General features: G+C 36.5%; 19 protein-coding genes. 12 read left to right on the top strand and 7 right to left on the bottom strand.

Annotated elements, in window-relative coordinates; translation table 11 throughout:
• Positions 1 to 166: 166 nt before the first annotated feature.
• Positions 167 to 985 (bottom strand): glutamate racemase, encoded by an 819-nt coding sequence (gene murI / locus J6569_RS09010; RefSeq protein WP_296318283.1) that lies wholly within the window; start codon positions 983 to 985, stop codon positions 167 to 169.
• A gap of 213 nt (positions 986 to 1,198) precedes the next feature.
• Here murI and metK point away from each other — a divergent pair, with 213 nt between their 5' ends.
• Genes metK through J6569_RS09030 form a run of 4 tightly spaced genes read left to right on the top strand, consistent with a single transcriptional unit; the run spans position 1,199 to position 4,317 of the window.
• Positions 1,199 to 2,350 (top strand): methionine adenosyltransferase, encoded by a 1,152-nt coding sequence (gene metK, locus J6569_RS09015; protein WP_034913342.1) that lies wholly within the window; start codon positions 1,199 to 1,201, stop codon positions 2,348 to 2,350.
• Complete coding sequence (locus J6569_RS09020; RefSeq protein WP_034913345.1) at positions 2,334 to 2,837, top strand: SprT family zinc-dependent metalloprotease; 504 nt, start codon at positions 2,334 to 2,336, stop codon at positions 2,835 to 2,837. The genes metK and J6569_RS09020 overlap by 17 nt, the downstream gene beginning before the upstream one ends.
• 14 nt (positions 2,838 to 2,851) lie before the next feature.
• Positions 2,852 to 3,469 carry a hypothetical protein gene (locus J6569_RS09025; protein ID WP_296318284.1) on the top strand — a complete coding sequence of 206 codons (618 nt, stop codon included), beginning with the start codon at positions 2,852 to 2,854 and terminating at the stop codon, positions 3,467 to 3,469.
• The gene (locus J6569_RS09030; protein ID WP_174799359.1) at positions 3,463 to 4,317 is read left to right on the top strand and encodes a 23S rRNA (adenine(2030)-N(6))-methyltransferase RlmJ; all 855 of its coding nucleotides are present in this window, start codon (positions 3,463 to 3,465) and stop codon (positions 4,315 to 4,317) included. The genes J6569_RS09025 and J6569_RS09030 overlap by 7 nt, the downstream gene beginning before the upstream one ends.
• Before the next feature lie 68 nt (positions 4,318 to 4,385).
• Here J6569_RS09030 and J6569_RS09035 read toward each other — a convergent pair whose 3' ends face one another.
• The 6 genes from J6569_RS09035 to parE all read right to left on the bottom strand — a co-directional run bounded on the left by J6569_RS09035 (position 4,386) and on the right by parE (position 14,062).
• A complete protein-coding gene (locus J6569_RS09035) occupies positions 4,386 to 5,696 on the bottom strand; it encodes an NCS2 family permease (RefSeq protein WP_065610808.1) in 1,311 nt (436 codons plus the stop codon).
• Between the two features lie 199 nt (positions 5,697 to 5,895).
• Entirely contained in the window at positions 5,896 to 7,470 is a 1,575-nt protein-coding gene (locus tag J6569_RS09040; RefSeq protein WP_034913350.1) for a TerC family protein, read from the bottom strand.
• Between the two features lie 142 nt (positions 7,471 to 7,612).
• On the bottom strand, positions 7,613 to 9,055 hold the full coding sequence (locus J6569_RS09045) for a TrkH family potassium uptake protein (protein ID WP_065561201.1): 1,443 nt from the start codon (positions 9,053 to 9,055) through the stop codon (positions 7,613 to 7,615).
• Positions 9,056 to 9,069: 14 nt separating this feature from the next.
• On the bottom strand, positions 9,070 to 9,915 hold the full coding sequence (gene djlA / locus J6569_RS09050; protein ID WP_296318285.1) for a co-chaperone DjlA: 846 nt from the start codon (positions 9,913 to 9,915) through the stop codon (positions 9,070 to 9,072).
• Between the two features lies 1 nt (position 9,916).
• Positions 9,917 to 12,145, bottom strand: a complete 2,229-nt coding sequence (gene parC, locus J6569_RS09055) for a DNA topoisomerase IV subunit A (protein WP_296318286.1) — start codon at positions 12,143 to 12,145, stop codon at positions 9,917 to 9,919.
• Between the two features lie 27 nt (positions 12,146 to 12,172).
• Positions 12,173 to 14,062 (bottom strand): DNA topoisomerase IV subunit B, encoded by a 1,890-nt coding sequence (parE, locus tag J6569_RS09060; RefSeq protein WP_296300539.1) that lies wholly within the window; start codon positions 14,060 to 14,062, stop codon positions 12,173 to 12,175.
• A 541-nt stretch (positions 14,063 to 14,603) separates the two neighbouring features.
• Between parE and J6569_RS09065 the strand changes: the two genes are divergently transcribed.
• From J6569_RS09065 to J6569_RS09100, 8 genes are all read left to right on the top strand, one after another.
• Positions 14,604 to 16,178 carry a hypothetical protein gene (locus J6569_RS09065; protein WP_296300538.1) on the top strand — a complete coding sequence of 525 codons (1,575 nt, stop codon included), beginning with the start codon at positions 14,604 to 14,606 and terminating at the stop codon, positions 16,176 to 16,178.
• 300 nt (positions 16,179 to 16,478) lie between these two features.
• Positions 16,479 to 18,932, top strand: coding sequence for a DMSO/selenate family reductase complex A subunit (locus J6569_RS09070; protein WP_296318287.1), 2,454 nt, complete (start codon positions 16,479 to 16,481; stop codon positions 18,930 to 18,932).
• A 21-nt stretch (positions 18,933 to 18,953) separates the two neighbouring features.
• Entirely contained in the window at positions 18,954 to 19,568 is a 615-nt protein-coding gene (locus J6569_RS09075; protein WP_296318288.1) for a DMSO/selenate family reductase complex B subunit, read from the top strand.
• Positions 19,565 to 20,410 carry a DmsC/YnfH family molybdoenzyme membrane anchor subunit gene (locus J6569_RS09080; RefSeq protein WP_296318289.1) on the top strand — a complete coding sequence of 282 codons (846 nt, stop codon included), beginning with the start codon at positions 19,565 to 19,567 and terminating at the stop codon, positions 20,408 to 20,410. Before J6569_RS09075 ends, J6569_RS09080 begins: the two co-directional genes overlap by 4 nt.
• A gap of 300 nt (positions 20,411 to 20,710) precedes the next feature.
• Entirely contained in the window at positions 20,711 to 21,085 is a 375-nt protein-coding gene (gene rpsL / locus J6569_RS09085; RefSeq protein WP_034883792.1) for a 30S ribosomal protein S12, read from the top strand.
• A gap of 99 nt (positions 21,086 to 21,184) precedes the next feature.
• On the top strand, positions 21,185 to 21,655 hold the full coding sequence (gene rpsG, locus J6569_RS09090; protein WP_034915550.1) for a 30S ribosomal protein S7: 471 nt from the start codon (positions 21,185 to 21,187) through the stop codon (positions 21,653 to 21,655).
• Between the two features lie 113 nt (positions 21,656 to 21,768).
• On the top strand, positions 21,769 to 23,871 hold the full coding sequence (gene fusA / locus J6569_RS09095) for an elongation factor G (RefSeq protein WP_065590403.1): 2,103 nt from the start codon (positions 21,769 to 21,771) through the stop codon (positions 23,869 to 23,871).
• A gap of 68 nt (positions 23,872 to 23,939) precedes the next feature.
• A partial coding sequence (locus tag J6569_RS09100) for a GTP-binding protein (RefSeq protein ID WP_296318290.1) occupies positions 23,940 to 24,422 on the top strand: 483 nt, incomplete at its 3' end.

Consider the following 24,422-nt stretch of genomic DNA (forward strand, 5'->3'; position numbering starts at 1 on the left):
TTTTTTATTCGTCAATATGTTTTTTAAAATTTTTGATCTCACTTAATCACCAACTCTTCGTCTGCTTGTCGCTGACTGCGTGTCAGTGGATGCGCATTATAGGGGCTTCTTTTTTTTTAGCAAGCAAAAAAGATAAAATAGCCATCTGGTCGCGCAAGTTTTAATCTCACTTAACTTTAATGTTTTGATATTTATTAAGATTGTAATCAGATAATTTTTTAATCAAATTTTCTACAGGCTGAGTATAAACTGTGCTTAATACAATATTTTCGGACGCAGAAGAAATTATTTGATCCAGATTATATTTATCATTTAGTAAATTACAGACTCTTGTCGCAATCGCATAACCTGAATCTATTAGGCTCGCCTGAGGAAAAAGCGTCTGTAATTCTGTCTTAATAAAAGGATAATGCGTACAACCTAGTATTATTGTATCAGGGATTGTTTGTAACCCAAGCCAAGGTTGCATTAGTTCTTTTAACTGTTTCATATCTACATTAATACCTTGTAATTTATTTTCGGCTATAAGTGCTAATTCCGATAAACCTAACATTTTAACAGTACAATGCGAAGCAAATTGCTGTATTAAATCGGTTATATAAGTTCTTTCAACTGTTGCCTTTGTTGCTAATAATCCTATACATTTATTTTTAGTAAGTAAGCTAGCTGGTTTAATCGCTGGTACAACACCAATAATAGGGAAAGAAAATTTAGCGCGCAAACTAGGTAAACAAATAGTACTAGCTGTATTACAAGCAATAACTGCTAAATCAATTGGATAAAATTTAGTAACAGCCTCAATGACAGAGTTCACTCTATTAATTAAAAACTCTGATGATTTATCACCATAAGGGAACATCTCATTATCGAATACATAGATATAGTGTGCATTAGGTAGTTTATTGTAAATTTCATTATAAACAGATAAACCACCAATACCTGAATCAAATATTAACACTGAAGGAGATTGTTTTACGATATTCATTTTAGCTATAGGATATTAAATAATAAATTAGAAACGCGTCATATCGTAAATTGATTAAAAATTAATGCAAGTATTTTACCCAAGCTAATGTTGCATTTAGTTCCATAAATTATAAACTAGACGTCTAGACGGTAAAACTGCTAAAATAAATACTTACTAAAGCTAAATATTATATTTCGAATATTGTGCAAGAATAAGTTAAGAGGGTATTCTATGTCAGAGTTTCTATTTACTTCAGAATCTGTTTCAGAAGGTCATCCAGATAAAATTGCCGATCAGATATCTGATGCTGTACTTGATGCAATTTTAAAACAAGATCCGAAAGCGCGTGTTGCTTGCGAAACATATGTAAAAACTGGTATGGCCTTAGTTGGCGGTGAAATCACTACTTCAGCTTGGGTAGACATTGAAGAATTAACTCGAAAAACAATTAATGATATTGGATATACCAGTTCAGAAATGGGATTTGATGCAAATTCATGTGCGGTGCTTAATGCTATTGGTAAACAATCTCCGGATATCAATCAAGGAGTTGATCGAAACGATCCTCTAGAGCAAGGTGCTGGTGACCAAGGTATTATGTTTGGTTATGCTACAAATGAAATGCCAAATCTAATGCCTGCTGCTATAAGCTATGCGCATGACTTAATGCGCCGCCAAGCAGAAGTTAGAAAAAATGGTACACTTCCTTGGTTAAGACCTGATGCAAAAAGCCAAGTAACATTAATTTACCAAGACGGTCGGATAAAAGGTGTTGATACAATCGTTCTATCAACTCAGCATTCAGAAGGTATTGAGCAAAAAGCATTACATGAAGCCGTCATGGAAGAAATCATTAAACCGACATTGCCAGCCGAATGGTTAACACCTAGAACAAAATACTTTATTAATCCAACTGGACGTTTTGTTATTGGTGGCCCTATGGGAGACTGTGGACTAACTGGACGCAAAATCATTGTCGATACGTACGGTGGAGCAGCTCGTCATGGTGGTGGTGCCTTTTCTGGAAAAGATCCTTCAAAAGTTGACCGCTCAGCAGCTTATGCCGCACGCTATGTTGCAAAGAATATTGTTGCTGCAGGACTTGCTGACAGATGTGAATTACAAATATCTTATGCAATTGGTATTGCCAATCCTACATCAATCTATGTCAATACTTTCGGCACAGAAAAAATCCATCACGATAAAATTGTATCGCTTATTAAAGAATTCTTTGATTTAAGACCTTATGGATTGATCCAAATGCTTGAGCTAATTCAACCGATCTATCAACAAACTGCAAGTTACGGTCATTTTGGTCGAGATATATTCCCTTGGGAAAAAACTGATAAAGCGGCACTACTACGTGATGCAGCAGGACTATAAACGCATACCAATTTATTTACATAATCAAACTATGGCTTGTTTAAGAACTCACTTAATGCAAGCCAATCAACGTCTACATTCCCAATATAAAGAGCCTAAGATCATTTATAAACCCAAAGGCAGTATTGCTGGTAGTGCCTTTTTAACACGTTGGGAAATTCAACTTAATTCGATTATGTTGCTAGATAATGGTACTCAATTTATTGAGGAAGTTGTGCCTCACGAATTAGCACATCTCATTGTCTTTAAAGAGTTTGGCAAAGTAAAACCACATGGTAAAGAATGGCAATATATTATGTCAGAAATATTAGGAAAAATCCCTGCAACAACTCACCGTTTTCCTATTCAACGCAATACTTATTTATACTACTGTAGTTGTCAACAACATCAATTAACCTCAATAAGACACAACAAAATTCAAAATAATAAAACTAGTTATTTATGTCGTAAATGCGGTACTATACTCAAACTTAAAAGTGCCATTTAGTACTAAGATATTATATGTGTAAGTTAGATTTTCATTTTTACAAAAGTTCGTTATTAATTATCACTCTTGGCATTATCCTTTATATTACGGGAAATTGGTTTATACCTTTATACAATGGAATGACGGTTGTAGTGATTGAACATATTCAATCTCTCTTCTTATTATTTATGTGCTGTTATACCTATTATTATGCAAAACGAGTATCTGAACATTCTGAGCTTTATAGATTTTGGATTTGGACAATTTTCTGGTGGTTTATGCTTTTTGGTCGAGGAATTAGTTGGGGAAGAGACTTTTTCCCTGAGGTACCTCGTTTCTATTATAAAATCATTGCTAGTATATTAATAGCGCTCCCAATACTAAGTATATTTTTACTCACGATTCGCCGAGAAATTGCTCGTCGCTACAAATACGAAAAAATACCATTTTGGCATATATTCTTTGCTTTTTTATTCTTAGGTATAGCTGATATTGCAGAACATCGCCGTATTGGACATGAATTTCTAGTTATAACAAAAGAGCGAAAAGATCTCATTGAAGAATTAATGGAAATTCCTTGTCTTCTTTGTTTATCCTTAATAACCTTTTATATGCAAAAAAATGAAAAAAAGAGAGTAGATTCCCTATGCTAAGCTACCGCCACAGTTACCATGCAGGAAATCATGCAGATGTATTAAAACATATTGTTTTAACGTTATGTATTGAATCATTAAAGGAAAAAGAAAAGCCTTTTTTATATTTAGATACACACTCGGGGGCAGGACGATATCTATTAAGAAGTGAGCATGCAGAAAAAACGGGTGAATATTTATCAGGAATTAATTTACTATGGCAACAATCTAATATTCCTGAATTGCTTAATACATACATATCGGTACTAAGACGCTATAATCCTTTTGAGGAAATAAAATATTATCCTGGTTCACCATTAATTGCGAAGCAATTATTACGTGAACAAGACAAGCTCAACCTTACAGAGTTACACCCAACTGATTACCCTTTATTAAAACAAGAATTTAGTAAAGATAAACGAACAAAAGTTTTACGTGAAGATGGATTTTCCCAATTAAAATCAAAGTTACCTCCACTATCTCGTCGTGGAATAATATTGATTGATCCTTCTTATGAAATTAAAGACGATTATCAAAAAATCCCTACAGCATTATTTGAAGCATATAAACGTTTTGCAACAGGTGTTTACTTAATTTGGTATCCTGTGGTATCTCGTACACAAACTCAAAAAATGATTGATAATATTGTTAACTTAGGCATAAAACGAATTTCACAATTTGAGCTGGCAATAAAGCCTGATAATAACCAAAAAGGCATGACAGCATCAGGGATGATAGTAATTAACCCACCATGGAAATTACACGAACAAATGCATACAATTTTGCCATGGCTAAAAACAACACTAGACGTTGGAAAAACAGGAAATTTCATCATTAGAGAGCTAAATGGAGTTGATCCTTTATATTAACCATAAGTATCCAATGCGTTAATTTCTTGAAAAATTTCCCCATCGTAAGTAACGATGGGGAGTCATTTTTAATGATGATCAATAAAAATAAATTTTAAAGCAAATAGTAAAGCAAAAATTATTACACAAAGATTTAATTGTTTAAATTTGCCAGTAAAGGTTTTTAACACTACATAAGAGATAAAACCTAGTGCAACCCCTTCAGTAATTGCAAAGGCAAATGGCATCATAATTGCTGTAATAAAAGCTGGTGTTGCCTCTGTTAAGTCAGACCAGTTAACTTTAACTAAGCTTGAAACCATTAAGATCCCAACAAAGATAAGTGCGCCTGATGTTGCATAGGTAGGTACTAAATGTGCCAGTGGCGAGAAAAAGGCTACCAATAAGAATAATAGTCCAACTACTACTGCGGTTAATCCTGTTCGACCACCCACAGAGATACCTGCGGAACTTTCAATATAGGTTAACACTGATGATGTACCAAATAATCCACCTAAAGAGGAGCTAAAACTATCAATTAACAGCGCTTGACGCATTTTGGGGAATCGACCTTTTTCGTCACTAATGCCTGCTTTATCTGTTAGTGCTAAAATAGTGCCTGATGAGTCGAATAAGCTGACAATCATTATTGAAAAAATAACGCCCATGATACCGATATTAAGCGAGCCAGCTAAATCTACATGACCAACAACGCTAGTTACACTTGGTGGCATAGATATAATACCTTGGTAACTGATATTTGGATCGAGCCATAGTGCTAATAAAGTTACAACTAAAATTGAAATTAATACTGCTGCATGAAAGTTACGAGCCGCTAAAATAACAATGATAAAAAAACCTAGTGATCCTAATAGGACTTTAAGCGATAAGATATTCCCCATAGTTAATAGTGTGGAAGGAGAAGCGACTACAATGCCCATATTTTGAAATCCCATAAAAGCAATAAATAGTCCAATACCTGCACTAATACCTACACGCAAACATTGTGGAATATGTTCAATTAACCAGTGACGAACTTTAAATAGTGATAACGCAAAAAAGATTAAAGAACCCCAAAATATCGCTCCCATACCAATTTGCCAAGAATAGCCCATTGCCCCACATATGCCATAGGCAAAAAAGACGTTAAGCCCCATGGCAGGTGCTAATGCAATTGGTAAATTGGCAAATAGCCCCATTAAAATGGTAGCAAAGGCTGTTACGATACAAGTTAGAACAAAAACAGCAGAAGTATCCATACCTGTTGCTGATAAGATGGAAGGATTCACGAAGATGATATAAACCATTGTTAAAAAGGTAGTACAACCAGCGATAATTTCAGTACCGATAGTTGTTTTTTTCTCTTTCAATTGAAAGGTTTTTTCGAATATTGACTTCATAAGTTTAGGCCTAATTTAGATTGATAAGTAAGAGTAAAAGTTTATAAACAGTTTTACCTATTTTTTACTAAAGGGGAAAAATAAAAAAGATGAGGAGTATTTACTCCACACCTTCAAATAAACAAAAATTTTTCAGCGTCAATTATTGCTAGTTATTTATTTTGGTCAAGCGTTATTCTAGTTATTTCTCTTTGCTGTATTATAATGCTACAGAATCAGGTTTATTTAACGTGATTTTTACTTTAAGAATTCTATGACTTTCTATTTCAGCTACTTCAAATAAATAATCGCCAATTTGCAAGGTTTCACCAACATTGAGTAAATGTTGAGCTTTTTCCATTAATAGCCCCGCTAGGGTATGATATTCACGTTTATCATCGATCGGTATTGGTACAAAACGGACTAGCTCTTCAACTGGAATATAACCATTAGCAATCCAGCTATTATCATCTAGACATTGAATATCATGTTTAGCATCAATTTCCTCTTCTTCTGTTGGAAAATCACCAGCAATGGTTTCGATAATATCTGTTACCGAGACAACCCCTTGCATTGAACCAAATTCATCAACCACAAAAGCAAAATGAGTTTTGGCCTTTTTAAATTGTTCTAATGCAACCAGTAACGATACGGTTTCTGGAAAGATTAAAGGTTGTTTGATTAGTGAGTGTATATCAATCGGTGCTTTGCTTTGTAGTACATCTTTTAAAAGGTCATTAACTTGGATAATGCCTAAAGGCTCATCAATTGAGTCATTATCAGTGACAACTAAACGAGAATGAGGATTATCAAAGATTTCTTTTATTATAACATCACGATCGTCATTAATATTGACCATATCAACATCAAGTCGAGATGTCATAATGCTACTGACCGAACGCTGTGCAAGTCCAAGTACTCGTTCAACCATGCTGAGTTCTTGATGATTAAACACTGATACTTTTTTATTAGCATCAGATACGATATCAATATTATGAGTATCGGGATCTTCCTCAGCATCACCTTTTAGTAGATGTAAAATAGCTTCGGCAGTACGTTCTCGTAGCGGTTTTTTATTTAATGCTTTACGGCGATTTAGTATGGCTAATTGATTAAAAAATTCAATCATGATTGAGAAACCGATCGCCGCATATAAGTAACCTTTTGGAATAATAAAATCAAAACCTTCGGCAACAAGACTAAATCCTATCATTAATAAGAAGCTCAAGCATAGGATCACAATGGTTGGATGGGCATTGACAAAATTAGCCAATGGTTTGCTTGCAACCATCATAATGCCTATTGCTATACAAACGGCAATAATCATCACTGGGATATGTTCAACCATTCCAACAGCTGTAATAACTGAATCAAGCGAGAACACTGCATCAAGTACAACTATTTGAGCAACGACAGTCCAGAAGTGGGATGTCTTTTTAGGTTTACCATCCTCATTTGATGTGCCTTCAAGGCGTTCATTGAGCTCCATGGTAGCTTTAAATAGCAAGAATATACCACCAATTAGCATAATTAGTTGTCGGGCATTAAAACTGATCTCGGATATCGAAAATAGCGGTGTAGTGAGTGTGACTAACCAACCCGTAAACATTAATAATAAAATTCGAGTGATTAATGCAAAAGCAAGACCGGTAACGCGGGCTTTATCTCGTTGTTGGGGTGGAAGTTTCTCGGCAAGAATGGCTATAAAAACAATGTTATCAATACCAAGGACGATTTCAAGTACAACCAGAGTGGATAAGCCAATCCAGATTGTAGGATCCATGATCCATTCCATATGTCAGGTGATTACCTCTAATAAATACAGCACATGCTGCGTTGTAATTCTGTCTGTAATTGAGCAAATAATCAATAAAATATTTATAAAAATTGCATATCCTGTTAAAAACTTTCAGGTAACTATGTGTTTCAGTATAAATTTAGCTTTTCCAAAATGTTGGTGTGAATAAAACTAGTAAGGTAAATATTTCTAATCGCCCAAATAACATGTCAACCACCATTACCCATTTTACTATATCACTGACACTAGCAAAATTATCACTTACACTACCAAGACCAACCCCTAAATTGTTAAGTGATGATGCTACTATGTAAAAAGAGTCAGTGGCATCAATGCCTGTTGCCATAATAATAAATAAGCTAACTAAAAAGACCAACGTATATGCAGAAAAGAATCCCCAAATTGCTTCGATTATGCGTTCAGAAACCACGCGATTATTTAATTTTAAAGTATAAATAGCGTTAGGATGAATAAGGCGCTTTAGTTCACGTGAGCCTTGCATAAACAAAATTAACACACGAACCACTTTTAAACCGCCACCCGTTGATCCCGCACAACCACCAATAAATGAAGCGCACAATAAAAAGATTGGTAATGATGATGGCCATGTGTTGATATCATCGACACTAAAGCCTGCTGTTGATGATATGGATACCACTTGTAAGATAATTTTATCAATGCTCAGGCGGTGTGGTTTATAGAAATAAATAACAATTGTGCAGATAGCAACTAGTATCAGTAGAATAAATATAAATGTTCTGAACTCTTGATCACGCCAGTACTCTTTAATCGAAAAGCCACTTAGTGCGGCAAAATGGAGCGCAAAATTACAACCAGATAAAATCAAAAAGAGGGTGACGATGTAATTGATTACTGGACTGTTAAAATAGGCTAAATTATCATCATGGGTTGAAAACCCTCCCATTGATATCGTGGAAAAACTATGTGACACAGCATCAAATACATTCATACCAGCCAGCCAGAGACAAATAGCACAAAGCGTTGTTAGCAAAATATAAATTGACCAAAGTGTTTTAGCTGTTTCAGCAATACGTGGACGCATTTTACTGTCTTTTTGCGGACCTGGAATTTCGGCACGATAAAGTTGCATTCCCCCTACCCCCAGTAATGGTAAGATAGCAACAGCTAGCACGATAATCCCCATCCCTCCAAGCCATTGCAATAATTGGCGATAGAAAAGTAAAGCTTTAGGTAGATGATCTAACTTAACAATTGTGGTGGCACCTGTTGTGGTTAAGCTTGAAAATGATTCAAAAAATGCAGTATTTAAATTTAAATTAATATGTGTATCAAAAATAAAAGGAAAAGCGCCAATTGATCCTAGAACAACCCAAAATAGTACGACGATAAAAAAGCCTTCACGTGTGCTCAGCTCGTGGCGATGATTACGATTAGGAAACCATAGTGCAATTCCTAAAATTAAGGCAACAAAAAAAGAGCGAACAAAAATTGCACCAGCCCCATCGCGATAGATTAATGCAACAAGTGCTGGTAATAACATGAATATCGATAATAGGGATACTAATAAACCGATAATTCGTAAAATTGATCGCCAATGCATCATGATGATAGTCTCTACTTAAATCCACGTGATGCTTTGATAAGATCATAGGCCGCTTGAATCTCTTGTGCACGTTTTTTGGCGGCTTCAAGCATCTCTTTCGGTAAGCCTTTCGATACTAACTTATCAGGATGATGCTCATTCATTAATTTACGATAAGCTCTTTTTATTTCTGAGATTTCAGCTGTAGCTGCAACACCTAAAATTTTGTAAGCATTTTGTAGGTCGGATTGTGGTGAGCGACCTTGATAATTTCCATAATTATTACTGCGTTGGTATTGGTCTCGTTGTCCGTGTTGGTTACTATAGCCATTTTGACGGAAGTGATAACTTCCCATCATCATTTGGATATATATTGCCATTTGTTGACGTGGAATATTAAATCCTTCAGCCACAATAAATAAAATTTGTTGTTCTTTTTCGTCTAAAACGCCATCAACTAATGCAGCTTGGATCAATTGCTCACAAAAAATATTTAACACATTACGTCGAAAACGATATTGTGCGTATAGCTCAGCCAAACGAGATCTTAGTGGGTAGTCACTTGCTTTACCATTATTAAATGAATCTTGGGCTAGTTTTCGGCCGTTTCGGTCAAGTTGTAATCTATCCATAAATTGACTGGCAAGATTAATATCATCTTGTGTGACGACCCCTTTAGCTTTACTTAAGTGACCTAGAACTTCAAAAACAACAGTTAAATAAAGTGTTGGATTTGCTTGTGTTCTTTGTTCGGTCAATTTATTACAAAACGTGCGGTAAAGCATTGGCCCAACAAAAATCCCAAGAATAAATCCCCATCCTGTTTTTAATACAGTGCTCAAAACAAAGCCTGCAATTATTGCCCAGATAAAAGACATATTATTCGTTCACCTCTATTTTATCTATCTTTTGTAAACCTCTTGGTAACGGTGTACCTTTTCGTGCTCGCTCTGCCTTAAATTTTTGTAAATCAGCAGGATATAATGTAAGTTTGCGTTTACCAACATATAACGTTATTGAAGTGTCTTGTGTAATTAATAGAGTATAAGCAAGGCAGTCATCAGCACCTGAAAGTGATACTATTTTATTTCCTTTACCTTTAGCAAGTTCAGGTAGATCTTTTACAGGAAATATGAGCATTCGACCTGCTTTGGTGATTGATAGTAGTAAACTATCTTCAGATGTGATTTCAATTGGTGGCAATATTTTAGATTCTTTAGGTAAATTAATAATTGCTTTACCATTACGATTGCGAGCAATCAAATCACTAAATTTACCAATAAATCCATAACCAGCACTTGAAGCAAGTAATAATTTTTGATCATCATTTTGAGACATGAGCACAAGTTCAACTGTTGCACCAGCGGGTAGTGCTAATTTACCAGTTAATGGTTCGCCTTGACTTCGTGCTGATGGTAACGTGTTTGGTTCTATAGCATAACTACGTCCCGTTGAATCGATGAAAATAACAGGTTGATTACTTTTGCCTTTGGCGGCAGCTTTAAAACTATCACCAGATTTATAACTTAAACCAGCAGGATCAATATCATGACCTTTTGCTGTTCTTACCCAACCCATTTCAGATAAAACGACAGTAACAGGTTCAGATGGTGTTAACTCTTGTTCACTAATAGCTTTAGCTTCACTGCGCTCAACAATTGGAGAACGACGGTCATCGCCATATTTTTCAGCATCCTCTTTTAGCTCTTTTTTAATTAAATTACTCAATTTTTTAGGCGAAGCTAACAAAGCTTGCAGATGATCACGCTCTTTTGTAAGCTCACTTTGTTCGCCTTTAATGCGCATCTCTTCAAGTTTGGCTAAGTGGCGAAGTTTTAACTCTAAAATCGCTTCGGCTTGAATTTCAGTTAAGGCAAAACGATTAATTAATTCTTGTTTAGGTTCATCTTCGTGACGAATAATTTCGATAACTTCATCAATATTTAAAAAAGCAATTAATAAGCCATCGAGAATATGGAGTCGTTTTAATATTTTATCTAAACGGTAATTTAAACGTCGAGTGACGGTATTTTTTCGATACTCTAACCATTCAGAAAGAATTTCAACTAAGCCTTTTACTGATGGGCGATTATCAAGCCCAATCATATTCATATTAACCCGATAACTTTTTTCGAGATCGGTTGTGGCAAATAGATGATTCATCACTTGCTCTAAATCTACTCGATTTGAACGTGGCACAATGACCAGACGAGTTGGATTTTCGTGATCAGACTCATCACGTAAATCTTCAATTAAAGGTAGTTTTTTGGCTCGCATCTGAGAAGCTATTTGTTCTAAGATTTTAGCACCCGAAACTTGATGAGGCAGATCTGTAATTACAATATCACCTTCTTCTTTCTTCCAGACAGCACGCATACGGATTGAACCACGACCCGTTTTATAGATTTTCGCTATGTCTTCTGGTGAAGTAATAATTTCAGCTTCTGTTGGGAAATCGGGGCCTTGTATGTGAGCCATTACTTCGTTGAGCGTCGCATTGGGGTTATCAGCAAGCATAATTGCCGCATTCGCGACTTCACGAAGGTTATGAGGCGGTATATCAGTTGCCATGCCGACCGCGATACCTGTTGTACCATTTAATAAAATGTTGGGTAATCTAGCCGGTAACATTTTAGGTTCTTGTAAAGTACCATCAAAGTTAGGCGTATAATCAACCGTTCCTTGTCCTAGTTCACCTAATAGTAGTTCGGCATATTTTGACAAACGTGATTCTGTGTAACGCATAGCGGCGAATGATTTAGGATCATCAGGTGCCCCCCAGTTACCTTGCCCATCAACTAATGGATAGCGATATGAAAATGGTTGTGCCATGAGCACCATCGCTTCATAACAGGCACTATCACCATGAGGATGATATTTACCAAGCACATCCCCGACGGTACGTGCAGATTTTTTAAATTTGGCTTGTGCGTTAAGTCCTAATTCAGACATAGCATAAACAATGCGTCGTTGCACTGGTTTTAAGCCATCTCCAATAAATGGCAAGGCACGATCCATAATGACGTACATTGAGTAGTTTAAATAGGCGCTTTCGGTAAAAGTGCGTAACGACTGGATTTCTACTCCGTCATGAGTTATCTCACTCATTATTGTTCCTCTAAATCATTCAGTTTATTAGACATCAAGTTCAACTTGATCGCCTTTTTCTTGTAACCATTCGCGACGATCTTCTGAGCGTTTTTTAGCAAGTAGCATATCCATTAATGCCATCGTTTGCTCAGCATCATCAAGCGAAAGCTGTACTAAACGACGCGTATTGGGATCCATTGTTGTTTCGCGTAGTTGTAGTGGATTCATTTCACCTAGACCTTTAAAGCGCTGCACATTGGGTTTGCCTTTTTTACGTTTAAGCTGTTCTAAAATGCCTTCTTTTTCTTCTTCATCTAGGGCGTAATGAACTTCTTTTCCTAAATCGATACGATAAAGCGGCGGCATAGCAACAAAGACATGCCCATGTTCAACCATGGTACGAAAGTGCCGAACAAATAAAGCACAAAGTAATGTTGCAATATGTAGTCCATCTGAGTCAGCATCGGCTAAAATACAGATTTTACCATAACGTAATTGGCTTAAATCATCGCTATCTGGATCGATACCGATAGCAACAGAAATATCATGGATTTCTTGTGAGCCGAGTACTTCATCGGACGAGACTTCCCATGTATTTAAGATTTTGCCTTTAAGAGGCATAATGGCTTGATATTCACGATCTCGCGCTTGTTTAGCCGAACCTCCCGCAGAATCGCCTTCCACTAAAAACAGTTCAGTACGACTTAAGTCTTGTGATGAGCAATCAGCCAATTTGCCTGGTAATGCTGGACCACTGGTTAATTTCTTTCGAATGACTTTTTTGGACGCTTTTAAGCGTTTTTGTGCACATAAAATTACCATTTCAGCTAGTAATTCGGCTATTTGTACATTTTGATTCAACCAAAGACTAAACGCATCTTTCACAATAGCCGAAACAAATGCCGCACTTTGGCGCGATGATAAGCGTTCTTTAGTTTGACCCGCAAACTGAGGCTCTTGCATTTTGACTGAAATAACATAGGCACAGCGTTCCCATATATCATCGGCGGTTAATTTTAATCCTCGTGGTAACAAATTGCGAAACTCACAAAACTCACGCATTGCGTCTAATAATCCTTGACGTAAACCATTAACATGGGTACCGCCTTGTACGGTTGGGATTAAGTTAACGTAACTTTCAGTTAATAATTCTCCGCCTTCGGGCATCCAAAGCAGTGCCCATTCTACGGCTTCTGTTTCGCCAGTATGATTACCTGTAAAAGGCGTTTCAGGTAAAAGAGAGTAACCGCTGACAGATTCCATTAGATAATCTTTTAGGCCATCTTCATAACACCAACGTTGTTCGGTATTATTGATTTCATCTTTAAAAATAATTTCAAGGCCAGGGCAAAGCACCGCTTTAGCTTTTAGTAGATGTGATAAGCGTGGGACAGAAAATCTAGGCGAATCAAAATATTTTTCGTCAGGCCAAAAACGAACTTTGGTACCTGTATTACGACGACCACAAGTGCCCGTAATATGCAGATCTTCAACTTTATTACCGTTTTCAAAAGCTATTTCGTACACTTGTCCATCACGATGAACAGTAACTTCAACACGTTTTGATAATGCATTGACTACCGAAATACCTACACCGTGTAAACCACCTGAAAATTGGTAATTTTTGTTCGAGAACTTTCCGCCAGCATGTAAACGACAAAGCAATAATTCAATCGCTGGTACACCTTCTTCAGGGTGAATATCAACCGGCATTCCTCGCCCATCGTCGATAACTTCTAGTGAATTATCTTGAAAAAGGGTAACCTTAATTTTACGAGCATGACCTGCGATAGCTTCATCAACACTGTTATCAATGACTTCTTGCCCTAAATGGTTTGGTCGGCTTGTGTCAGTGTACATTCCTGGTCGATGACGAACTGGATCAAGGCCTTTTAATACTTCAATATCAACGGCATTATAAGTAGATTGTGACATAGTTTTTCTATTTATTCGAATAAATGACTGCTATTATACCAATCTTTGTTTAATAAGACCAAGGCCAATGGTGAAGGCGTTTGATTTGCAATGCTAAACTATATTTATCATAATAAATTAATCATAATGATTAAGGTGGACAACTTATTGAGAGTGAATCATTGGCGCTGTCCTTTAATTGAATTTTATACCTAAATCTCTATGTACAAATAAATTCATAATGTATTGTTGATCGTAAATTACGGTTGATAATTTAATACCTAGAACAAGTGTTGTATTTATTTTTCGTTTTATATTGTCAATATAGTTTATAACAAAATCAACACCTTTAACAAATCTTAACGAATCTTAACAAAAGTTAATATTTTTTATCTTTAAATGACACTATTTCTTGTTTAAAATTAAACCAATATCCTCTTAATGGGTGATATTTTGTGCATTAATACTACAGAAACACCATTAATTAATGGTCAATAATAACTCAAATATTTAATTCTTTAAAATAATCGTAAATTCACAAAATAGAATAGGTAATGGTATAATGTCATTTAATCATACTTTTCAACAACCAAAAAATTTGATTTCTCTGAGATCGTTACTTTTTAATTGTAAGGTACAGCTATTTTATACTCCATGTAAACACCTTCTTTCACTTATAAAATTTTTCTCTTCACGTTTAACTCTATTTACTTGTATTTATCTTCTTTTACCTGCAAATAGTGCAATCGCTTTATCAGCAACGACCAATAAAGTAATATACGGTAGTGCGCCGTATTTAACGTTTGATGGTGGAATTACGAAACACGAGAGTTTAGTAGAATTTTTAGGCATAACGTTATCAAATAATAAAAGCTATATTCCACAGGGTACAAGTAAGGTTTTATATCCTAGTGGTGTAATAGATATTTCAAGTGAAATCAACCCTATTGAGTTACCGAATAAAGCTGACACGTTTGAGAGTGTGCAAACAATTGTACCTGTAGCAAGCTACCCACGTATTGATCTAACTGACTTGGTTGGAGAGCCGTTTAATTATTTGAAAGACGATGATGGTGATAAACCTATAAGCGTAACAGGTAGCATCACGATTAAGTGGCAAAATAGAAAAGGCGAAGATATTACTGATGAGGTTAAAGCATATTCAAACAAGTTATTAAATATTTGTGACGCACCGTATAAAATCACATTATCTGCAACGAATGGCAATGTATCAACTCAGTATGGAATCCCCTACAAGAGTCATCTTTTTGGTGCAAGTCATAGCTTCTATATTAAGCCCAAAATAGATAATCCAATTGTTTGTTTTGTTCAACCAAATTTATACAAGCAAGCTGATGATGAATTAGCAACTGATTGGGTTAAAAATAGAGGGTTTAAGGTACAGCCATTTACTAGACCAACTAACAACTTTCCAACAACGGGGGCAAATAAATTGTTTTTTTACTTATTGTTGGGTGGGATAACCCCAGAGCAAGTTATTGCAGTCAATGGTAAAACAGTGAGAGGGACAGGAACAGGTGTAATATTGAAATTAAGTGCAGCAACTACCCAGAATTGGGATGGGCGGTATCCTAATATAGATAAGGCATTAAAGATAGAATTAATTGGACCAAATCAGTTATCGTTAAATACAAATTTTACGCCATCAGAATTTAAGTTGTATTCTGATAGTATTGGTGGTCATTTACTTTATAACTTTAAAATAGAGCGTTGGTATATAGCTCGACCGGGAGGAGTAGATTACACTAATGCCAAAAAATTTTGTCGTGACTTAGGTAATGGCTATCGAGTACCGGATATTAATGACTATACCAACGCAATGAGATCAGATACTAATTTTAACTGGACAGTCGGTATTCCAGGAAGAAATGTTAACCATTATCAAAGGCGTTTGAGTTACCGAAATGGTAGTCGCTGGATTGGAGGGATATTTAACGAGTGGGGGTTCACCTTTAGAGGCATCAACAACTATCCCGGTACCGACTGGGATAACTACAACTATTGGGCATTCCAGTCAAGAGATAACCATCAATACAACGTCGACTCGTACAACGGTTTTATCAACTACAACTACCCGTCCAACACCAACGGTAGGGCGGCATGTGTGAAACCCTAAACAACATGTGCTAGATGTCGTTATTAAACGAAATCAACGAATGTAATGTAGATAATCCCAACTTTTGTGGAAATACACTGATTTGTCTAAATTTTATAGTTAAAATAACCCGTTAAAAACTCATAAAGCGTTTTCCCCGAAATCGCTTTATGGGGTTTAATCTTATATAATTCTAACAGCTATCTATTTAATCATCGCTTCATTCGATTCTTATTAATTTAAACAGTTTTCGTTTTTAGTTTGTTTATTTCTTTTTTAGTATTATTATCAACAAATCCCATATTTATATCAGGGAATAATGTGAGTAAACTACAGAATAAAATAACCCGACGTAATTTTTTACAAAAATCATTAACTATAGCAGGTGTATCTGTACTAACGAATAATATACAATTACCTTTTGTCTATGCAGAGCCAAACACCAATGCTAGAAGTAAGATAATCCCTACTAATTCCACAGATGAAGAAAAGATTGTTTACAGTGCTTGTTTAGTAAACTGTGGTAGCCGTTGTCCTTTAAAAGTTCATGTCAAAAACGATATTATTACTAAAATATCATCAGAAGATGGGATTAATGATTCCGTTTTTGGCTTGCATCAAATTCGCCCTTGTCTTCGTGGTAGATCTGTTCGTTGGCGAACTTATGATCCTGAACGTTTAAAGTATCCTATGCTGCGCATTGGTAAACGTGGTGAGGGTAAATTTAAACGTATTTCATGGGATCAAGCCATTAGTCTACTAGCCAATAAACTTAAATATACCATTAATCAGTATGGCAATGAGGCAATTTATTACCAATATGGTTCAGGTACAACAGGAGCTAATCTTTCTGGGCGTAATGCATGTAAGCGTTTTTTAAGTACAATTGGTGGTTTTTTAAATTATCATGGCGATTATTCGAGTGGGCAGATTTCAGCTATTCGCCCTTATATTTTTGGTAATGCTAAGGATTCTTTACTTGATCAGATAAAGCATTCTGATTTAGTTGTGATGTTTGGACATAACATTGCCGAGACCCGAATGTCGGGTGGAGGGCAAGTTACAGAGCTTTTTCATGCATTAGAACAAAGTAATGCCCGGGTGATTATAATTGATCCCCGTCGCAGCGAAAGTGTGGTGGCGTATAATGCTGAGTGGATCCCGATAATTCCCGGTACCGATGCTGCGTTAGTTGCTGCTATTGGCTATGCTTTACTTGAAGAAGATCGTATTGATGATGCAATGCTCAATCAATATTGTGTTGGTTGGAACACTGAGTCATTGCCTGACAGTGCACCGCCTTTTAGTGATTTTAAATCTTATATTCTCGGATTGGGTAACGATAGAACGCCTAAAACACCAGAATGGGCAGCTAAAAAGACAGGTATTCCTGCGGAACAAATTCGTAAGCTAGCATTGGATATTGTTAACGCTAAAGCTGCATGGATTTCTCAAGGTTATGGTGTACAGCGCTGGCAAAATGGCGAACATACCGCACGTGCGATTATGATGCTACCTATTATTACAGGACAATTTGGTAAACCTGGTACCAATATTGGGACGTGGGGTGGGAGTGTTATTTATCCTATACCTAGTTTTAACCTTCCAAATCCTGTTAAAACCAGTATTCCTTTCTTTCTATGGACGAAGGCAATTGAAGATGGGCCAAGTATGACAGCTAGAAATTCTTATCTCAAAGGTAAGGAGAAGTTGGATGTAGGTATTAAATTTATCTGGAATTATGCTGGTAATGTAATTGGCAATCAACATTCAGATCTAAATCGTACTCACCAAATTTTACAAGATGAATCTAAATGTGAATTTATTCTTGTTTGGGATACGCATATGACTGCATCAGCCAAATATGCTGATTTATTGCTGCCTGATGTTTCATCAGTTGAAAATAATGATTTGATTAATAACTCTTATTCATCTGGTGCGTATAGTTATATAATTCGTATGCAACGTACAATTAATCCGCTTTGGGAAAACCGTGCAGCTTATGATGTATTAACCGATCTTTCTGAAAAGCTAGGCGTAAAAGATAAATTTACTGAAGGTCGTTCTCAAGATGAATGGATAGAATATTGTTATGAGCAATTGCGAAAAAATGAACCTAATTTACCTCCTTTTGCTGATACCGATGGTATGGGAGTAATTGAGCGTAGGCTTGCCGATAGTGATAAACAAATTGGTTTAAAAGCTTTTAGAGATGATCCTATTAAAAACCCATTAAACACGCCGTCGGGAAAAATAGAAATCTATTCAGAGGCATTAGCTAATATTGCCAACAAATGGGAGCTTGATGCCGAAGATGTTCTGTACCCAATTCCAGCATATTTGCCTGCTATCGAAGGGAGCGAAGATAAACCAAAACGTAAAAAATACCCGTTGCAACTTATTGGATTTCATACTAAAGGGCAATGCCATTCCTCTTATAGTAATTTACCGCAATTGCGTGAAGCTGTTGCTAACAGCCTTTGGATTAATCCATTCGATGCCGAGCAAAGGCAGATTAAGCATGGGCAATTGGTCGAGGTTTATAACGATCGTGGTCGTTTGTATATTCCTGCTAAAGTTACGCCACGTATATTACCAGGAGTGATTGCGATTCCGCAAGGAATGTGGGCAAAAACCAATTCTATAGGGATTGATATTGGCGGATGTATTAATCGGTTAACATCATTGCGCCCAACAGTACTTGCAAAATCGAATCCGCAGCATACCAATCTGGTTGAAGTTAAACCATTATCGGTTTCAGGATTAACGTCGTAAATTAAAGAGCGGATAATAAAAATGCAATATGGATTTTATATTGATTCATCAAAATGTACCGGTTGCAAAACCTGCCAACTCAGTTGTAAAGACGAGAAAGACAATGCTTTAGGTGTTCATTTTCGCCGTGTTTATGAATATGGTGGAGGTACTTGGCAGTTGGTTGATGGTATGTGGCAAAACGATACCTTTGCCTATTATTTATCTATCTCGTGTAATCATTGTGAAAAACCAACTTGTGTACAAGGTTGCCCAACAGGTGCGATGCATAAACGAAAGCAAGATGGTTTAGTGGTTGTTAATCAAGATGTTTGTATTGGTTGTCGATATTGCGAAATGCGTTGTCCTTATGGAGCACCGCAATTTGATCATCAAAAGAAAGTCATGTCAAAATGTGATGGCTGTTATGAACGTGTAGCCGAAGGTTTAAAACCAGTATGCGTTGAATCTTGCCCTCAGCGTGCGTTAGATTTTGACGAAATTGAAAAACTACGTCACCGTTATGGTGATGAATGCAATATTGCACCACTACCAAGTTCACAGCTGACTAAACCTAATATTGTGATAAAACCACATGCACATGCTAAAGCATCTGGTGATACCTTAGGTAAAGTACTTAATCCTGAGGAGGTATGAGTTATATGCATGAATTACCATTGGTATTTTTTACGGTACTCGGTCAATTATCTGCTGGGATGGTGCTGATTGGTGGCATATCATCTTTAAGCCATTATTCATACAGTTTAATTAAGATAAATAAAATGAATATGGCGGCTCTGATTGTAATGGCTGTTGCAATGCTTATTGCTTCGCTACATTTAGGTCATCCTTTTCGGGCTCTTAATGTTATTTGGGGTATTGGTCGTTCGCCGATGAGCAATGAAATTTTTTCCTTTGGTCTCTTGTTTGGAATAACATTAGTATGTGTATTACTAACTTATTTTTCTTATCATAATGATGGTAAAAAATGGCTATTGGTCAACTCACTTTGTCAACGCATATATCAAATCCCCAATTTTTCTAAAATATTATCTTTATTGTTGATCTTTTTTAGTTTAATTTTTGTTTGGATGATTGCTCTTACTTATATGCTACCAACGGTTAAAACCTGGAATACCTATTACACAGCCATTCAGATGTATACCTCTATGCTAGTGTTAGGAGGAATTGCTGCAATAGTTTTTGGGATATTTCGAATTGGCATAATTTCTTTCTTTACTGGTGTAATATCGATTCTGTTATTAAAAATTCCTTATATTAATTTAATGACCTCAGTATCACCTGAACTTACCTCAAAACAATATATTTGGATGCTAATTCAATGCCTATTATTAGTACTTGCACTTGTTTTAGTTATTGTAAATATTTATCGATCTAAGCAATCAACAATAATTTACTCTATTGCTTTTATTATTGTTTTAGTTGCCGAGTTATGTGGGAGAATTGCGTTTTATAATTTATGGACTATTCAAATGTAAAATTAATAACATTTTAATGTTTTTAATAACAATAAAAACACACTATACAATAGGGACTATTGATCTTTTAACAAAAAATAAACAGATATACTAGTGTCTTTCTATAAAATAACGACTATCCTCTATAAATAATTAATACCAAGATCAAGCACTTATTGATAGCAAAAACTTGACATTATCTCCCCTGGGGTCTAGAATCTTGCGACCCAAAACTTATACACATAGGTTTTGGTCTACAGTTATTAATTACGTATCTAAAAAGCAATTTTAAATTTATTTTAATTAATCAGGAGCTTATTAATGGCAACAATTAATCAGCTGGTACGCAAACCAAGAGCACTAAAGGAAGCAAAAAGCAACGTTCCTGCCCTTGAAGCATGCCCGCAAAAACGCGGTGTTTGTACTCGTGTTTACACAACTACACCGAAAAAACCAAACTCAGCATTACGTAAAGTATGTCGTGTACGTTTAACCAACGGTTTTGAAGTTACTTCTTATATCGGTGGTGAAGGTCATAACCTACAAGAACATAGTGTAATTTTAATCCGTGGTGGTCGTGTTAAAGACTTACCAGGTGTTCGTTACCACACTGTTCGCGGTGCATTAGACTGCGCAGGTGTTAAAGATCGTAAACAAAGCCGTTCAAAATACGGTGTTAAACGACCTAAAGCTTAATGGAACTCCGTTAAGTAAGGCCAAACTATATAATTCCATTTAACTCATTTGAGTTTTGGGTAAACCTGAAAATTTATAACATATAAACGGAGTATTCCAATGCCACGTCGTCATGTTGTCGGTCAAAGAAAAATTCTTCCTGATCCGAAGTTCGGTTCAGAGTTACTGGCGAAATTTGTAAATATTTTAATGATAGATGGTAAAAAATCTATCGCAGAATCAATCGTATATTCAGCTCTTGATAAATTAGCTGAGCGTAGTGGAAAAGACCACTTAGCAGCTTTTGAAGTTGCATTAGATAACGTAAGACCAACTGTAGAAGTTAAGTCACGTCGCGTTGGTGGTTCTACATACCAAGTTCCTGTTGAAGTGCGTCCAGTTCGTCGTAATGCACTTGCAATGCGTTGGATTGTAGATGCAGCTCGTAAACGTGGCGATAAATCAATGGCTTTACGCCTAGCGAATGAACTTATGGATGCTTTTGAAAACAAAGGTACCGCTGTGAAAAAACGCGAAGATGTTCATCGTATGGCTGAAGCTAATAGAGCGTTTGCACACTATCGTTGGTAATATTCGCACTTATAATTGTATAAGTGACTTGAATTTGGACTGATAGCCCTTATCTGCTATCGGTCACCAAAATGATGTTTTATTAAGCAAACGATTCTAAACAGAGGATTAATATGGCTCGTACAACCCCTATAGCACGCTACCGTAACATCGGTATCAGTGCACATATTGACGCAGGTAAAACAACAACGACTGAACGTATTTTGTTTTATACTGGCGTTAGTCACAAAATTGGTGAAGTTCATGATGGTGCAGCTACCATGGACTGGATGGAACAAGAACAAGAACGTGGTATTACTATCACATCTGCAGCAACAACAGCTTTCTGGTCTGGCATGGGTCAACAATTTGAACCACACCGTATCAACATCATCGACACCCCTGGACACGTTGACTTTACAATCGAAGTTGAACGTTCTATGCGTGTTCTTGATGGTGCAGTAATGGTTTACTGTGCGGTTGGTGGTGTGCAACCTCAATCAGAAACTGTATGGCGTCAAGCAAACAAATATAAAGTTCCACGTATTGCATTTGTCAACAAAATGGACCGTATGGGAGCTAACTTCTTACGTGTTGTTGATCAAATCAAAACTCGTTTAGCAGCGGTTCCAGTTCCTTTAGTTTTACCAATCGGTGCTGAAGAAGGATTTACTGGTGTTGTTGATTTACTTAAACGTAAAGCAATTAACTGGAATGATGCAGATCAAGGCGTAACATTTACTTATGAAGATGTGCCAGCTGACATGGTTGACCAGGTTGAAGAATGGCGTTCTTTCTTAATAGAAACTGCAGCTGAAGCAAGTGAAGAGTTGATGGAAAAATACCTTGGTGGTGAAGAGTTAACTGAGCAAGAAGTGAAAGCCGCATTGCGTGAGCGCGTACTTGCCAACGAAATCATCTTAGTAACTTGTGGTAGTGCCTTTAAAAACAAAGGTGTGCAATTCATGCTTGATGCTGTTATTGAATACTTACCAGCGCCAACTGATGTACCAGCAATCAAAGGTGAATTACCAAATGGTGAAGCTGCTGAACGTCACTCAAGTGATGATGAGCCATTCTCATCATTAGCGTTCAAAATTGCAACAGACCCATTTGTTGGTAACTTAACATTCTTCCGTGTTTACTCTGGTGTTGTTAACTCTGGTGATACTGTTCTTAACTCTGTGAAAGATAAGAAAGAACGTTTTGGTCGTATCGTTCAGATGCATGCTAACAAACGTGAAGAAATTAAAGAAGTTCGCGCAGGCGATATTGCTGCTGCAATTGGTCTTAAAGATGTCACAACTGGGGATACTCTTTGTGCTGAAAGTGCACCAATTATTCTTGAAAGAATGGAATTCCCTGAGCCGGTAATTTCGGTTGCTGTTGAACCAAAAACTAAAGCTGACCAAGAAAAAATGGGCCTTGCTTTAGGTCGACTAGCACAAGAAGACCCTTCATTCCGTGTTCACACTGATGAAGAATCTGGTCAAACTATTATTTCTGGTATGGGTGAACTTCACTTAGAAATCATCGTTGACCGTATGAAACGTGAATTTAAAGTGGAAGCAAATGTTGGTAAACCACAAGTTGCTTACCGTGAGACAATTCGCAATGAAGTAGAACAAGAAGGTAAATTTGTTCGTCAGTCTGGTGGTCGTGGTCAATACGGTCATGTATGGTTAAAAATCAAACCATTGGAAGCTGGTGGCGAAGGCTACAAATTCAACAACGAAATCGTTGGTGGTGTGGTTCCTAAAGAATACATCCCTGCGGTTGATAAAGGCTGTCAAGAACAAATGAAAAACGGTGTTCTTGCTGGTTACCCAATTGTTGATGTTGAAGTCACTATCTTTGATGGTTCTTACCATGATGTTGACTCATCAGAAATGGCATTTAAAATTGCTGGTTCAATGGCATTTAAAGATGGCTTCATGAAAGCTAAACCTGTGCTTTTAGAACCAATTATGAAAGTCGAAGTTGAAACTCCAGAAGATTATATGGGTGATGTTATCGGTGACTTAAACCGTCGTCGTGGTATGATCGAAGGAATGGAAGATACTGCAACAGGTAAAACTGTTAAAGCACAAGTTCCACTTTCAGAAATGTTTGGTTATGCAACAGACCTTCGTTCACAAACTCAAGGTCGTGCTTCTTACTCAATGGAGTTCTTGAAGTACAATGAAGCACCAACAAATATTGCAACCGCAATTATTGAAGCTCGTAAAGCGAAATAATTTTATCTAAATAAAGTAACACTTCCCTTAATCACTTAAGGGAAGTGATTTAATAAAGGAACATTAAGATGTCTAAAGAAAAATTTGAACGTACAAAACCCCATCTAAACGTTGGTACAATCGGCCACGTTGACCACGGTAAAACAACTTTAACTGCTGCAATTACTTCTGTACTTGCTAAAAAATACGGCGGTCAAGCTCGTGCATTCGATCAAATCGATAACGCACCAGAAGAAAAAGCACGTGGTATCACCATCAACACTTCACACGTTGAATACGATACACCAACTCGTCACTACGCACACGTAGACTGCCCAGGCCATGCTGACTATGTTAAAAACATGATCACTGGTGCGGCACAAATGGACGGTGCTATCTTAGTAGTAGCAGCAACAGATGGTCCTATGCCACAAACTCGTGAACACATCCTTTTAGGTCGTCAAGTAGGTGTTCCTTACATCATCGTATTTTTAAATAAATGTGATATGGTTGATGACGAAGAATTATTAGAATTAGTTGAAATGGAAGTACGTGAACTTCTATCTCAATAT

Source organism: Gilliamella sp., from assembly GCF_024104075.1.
In the GTDB taxonomy this organism is placed as follows: Bacteria; Pseudomonadota; Gammaproteobacteria; order Enterobacterales; family Orbaceae; genus Gilliamella; species Gilliamella bombi.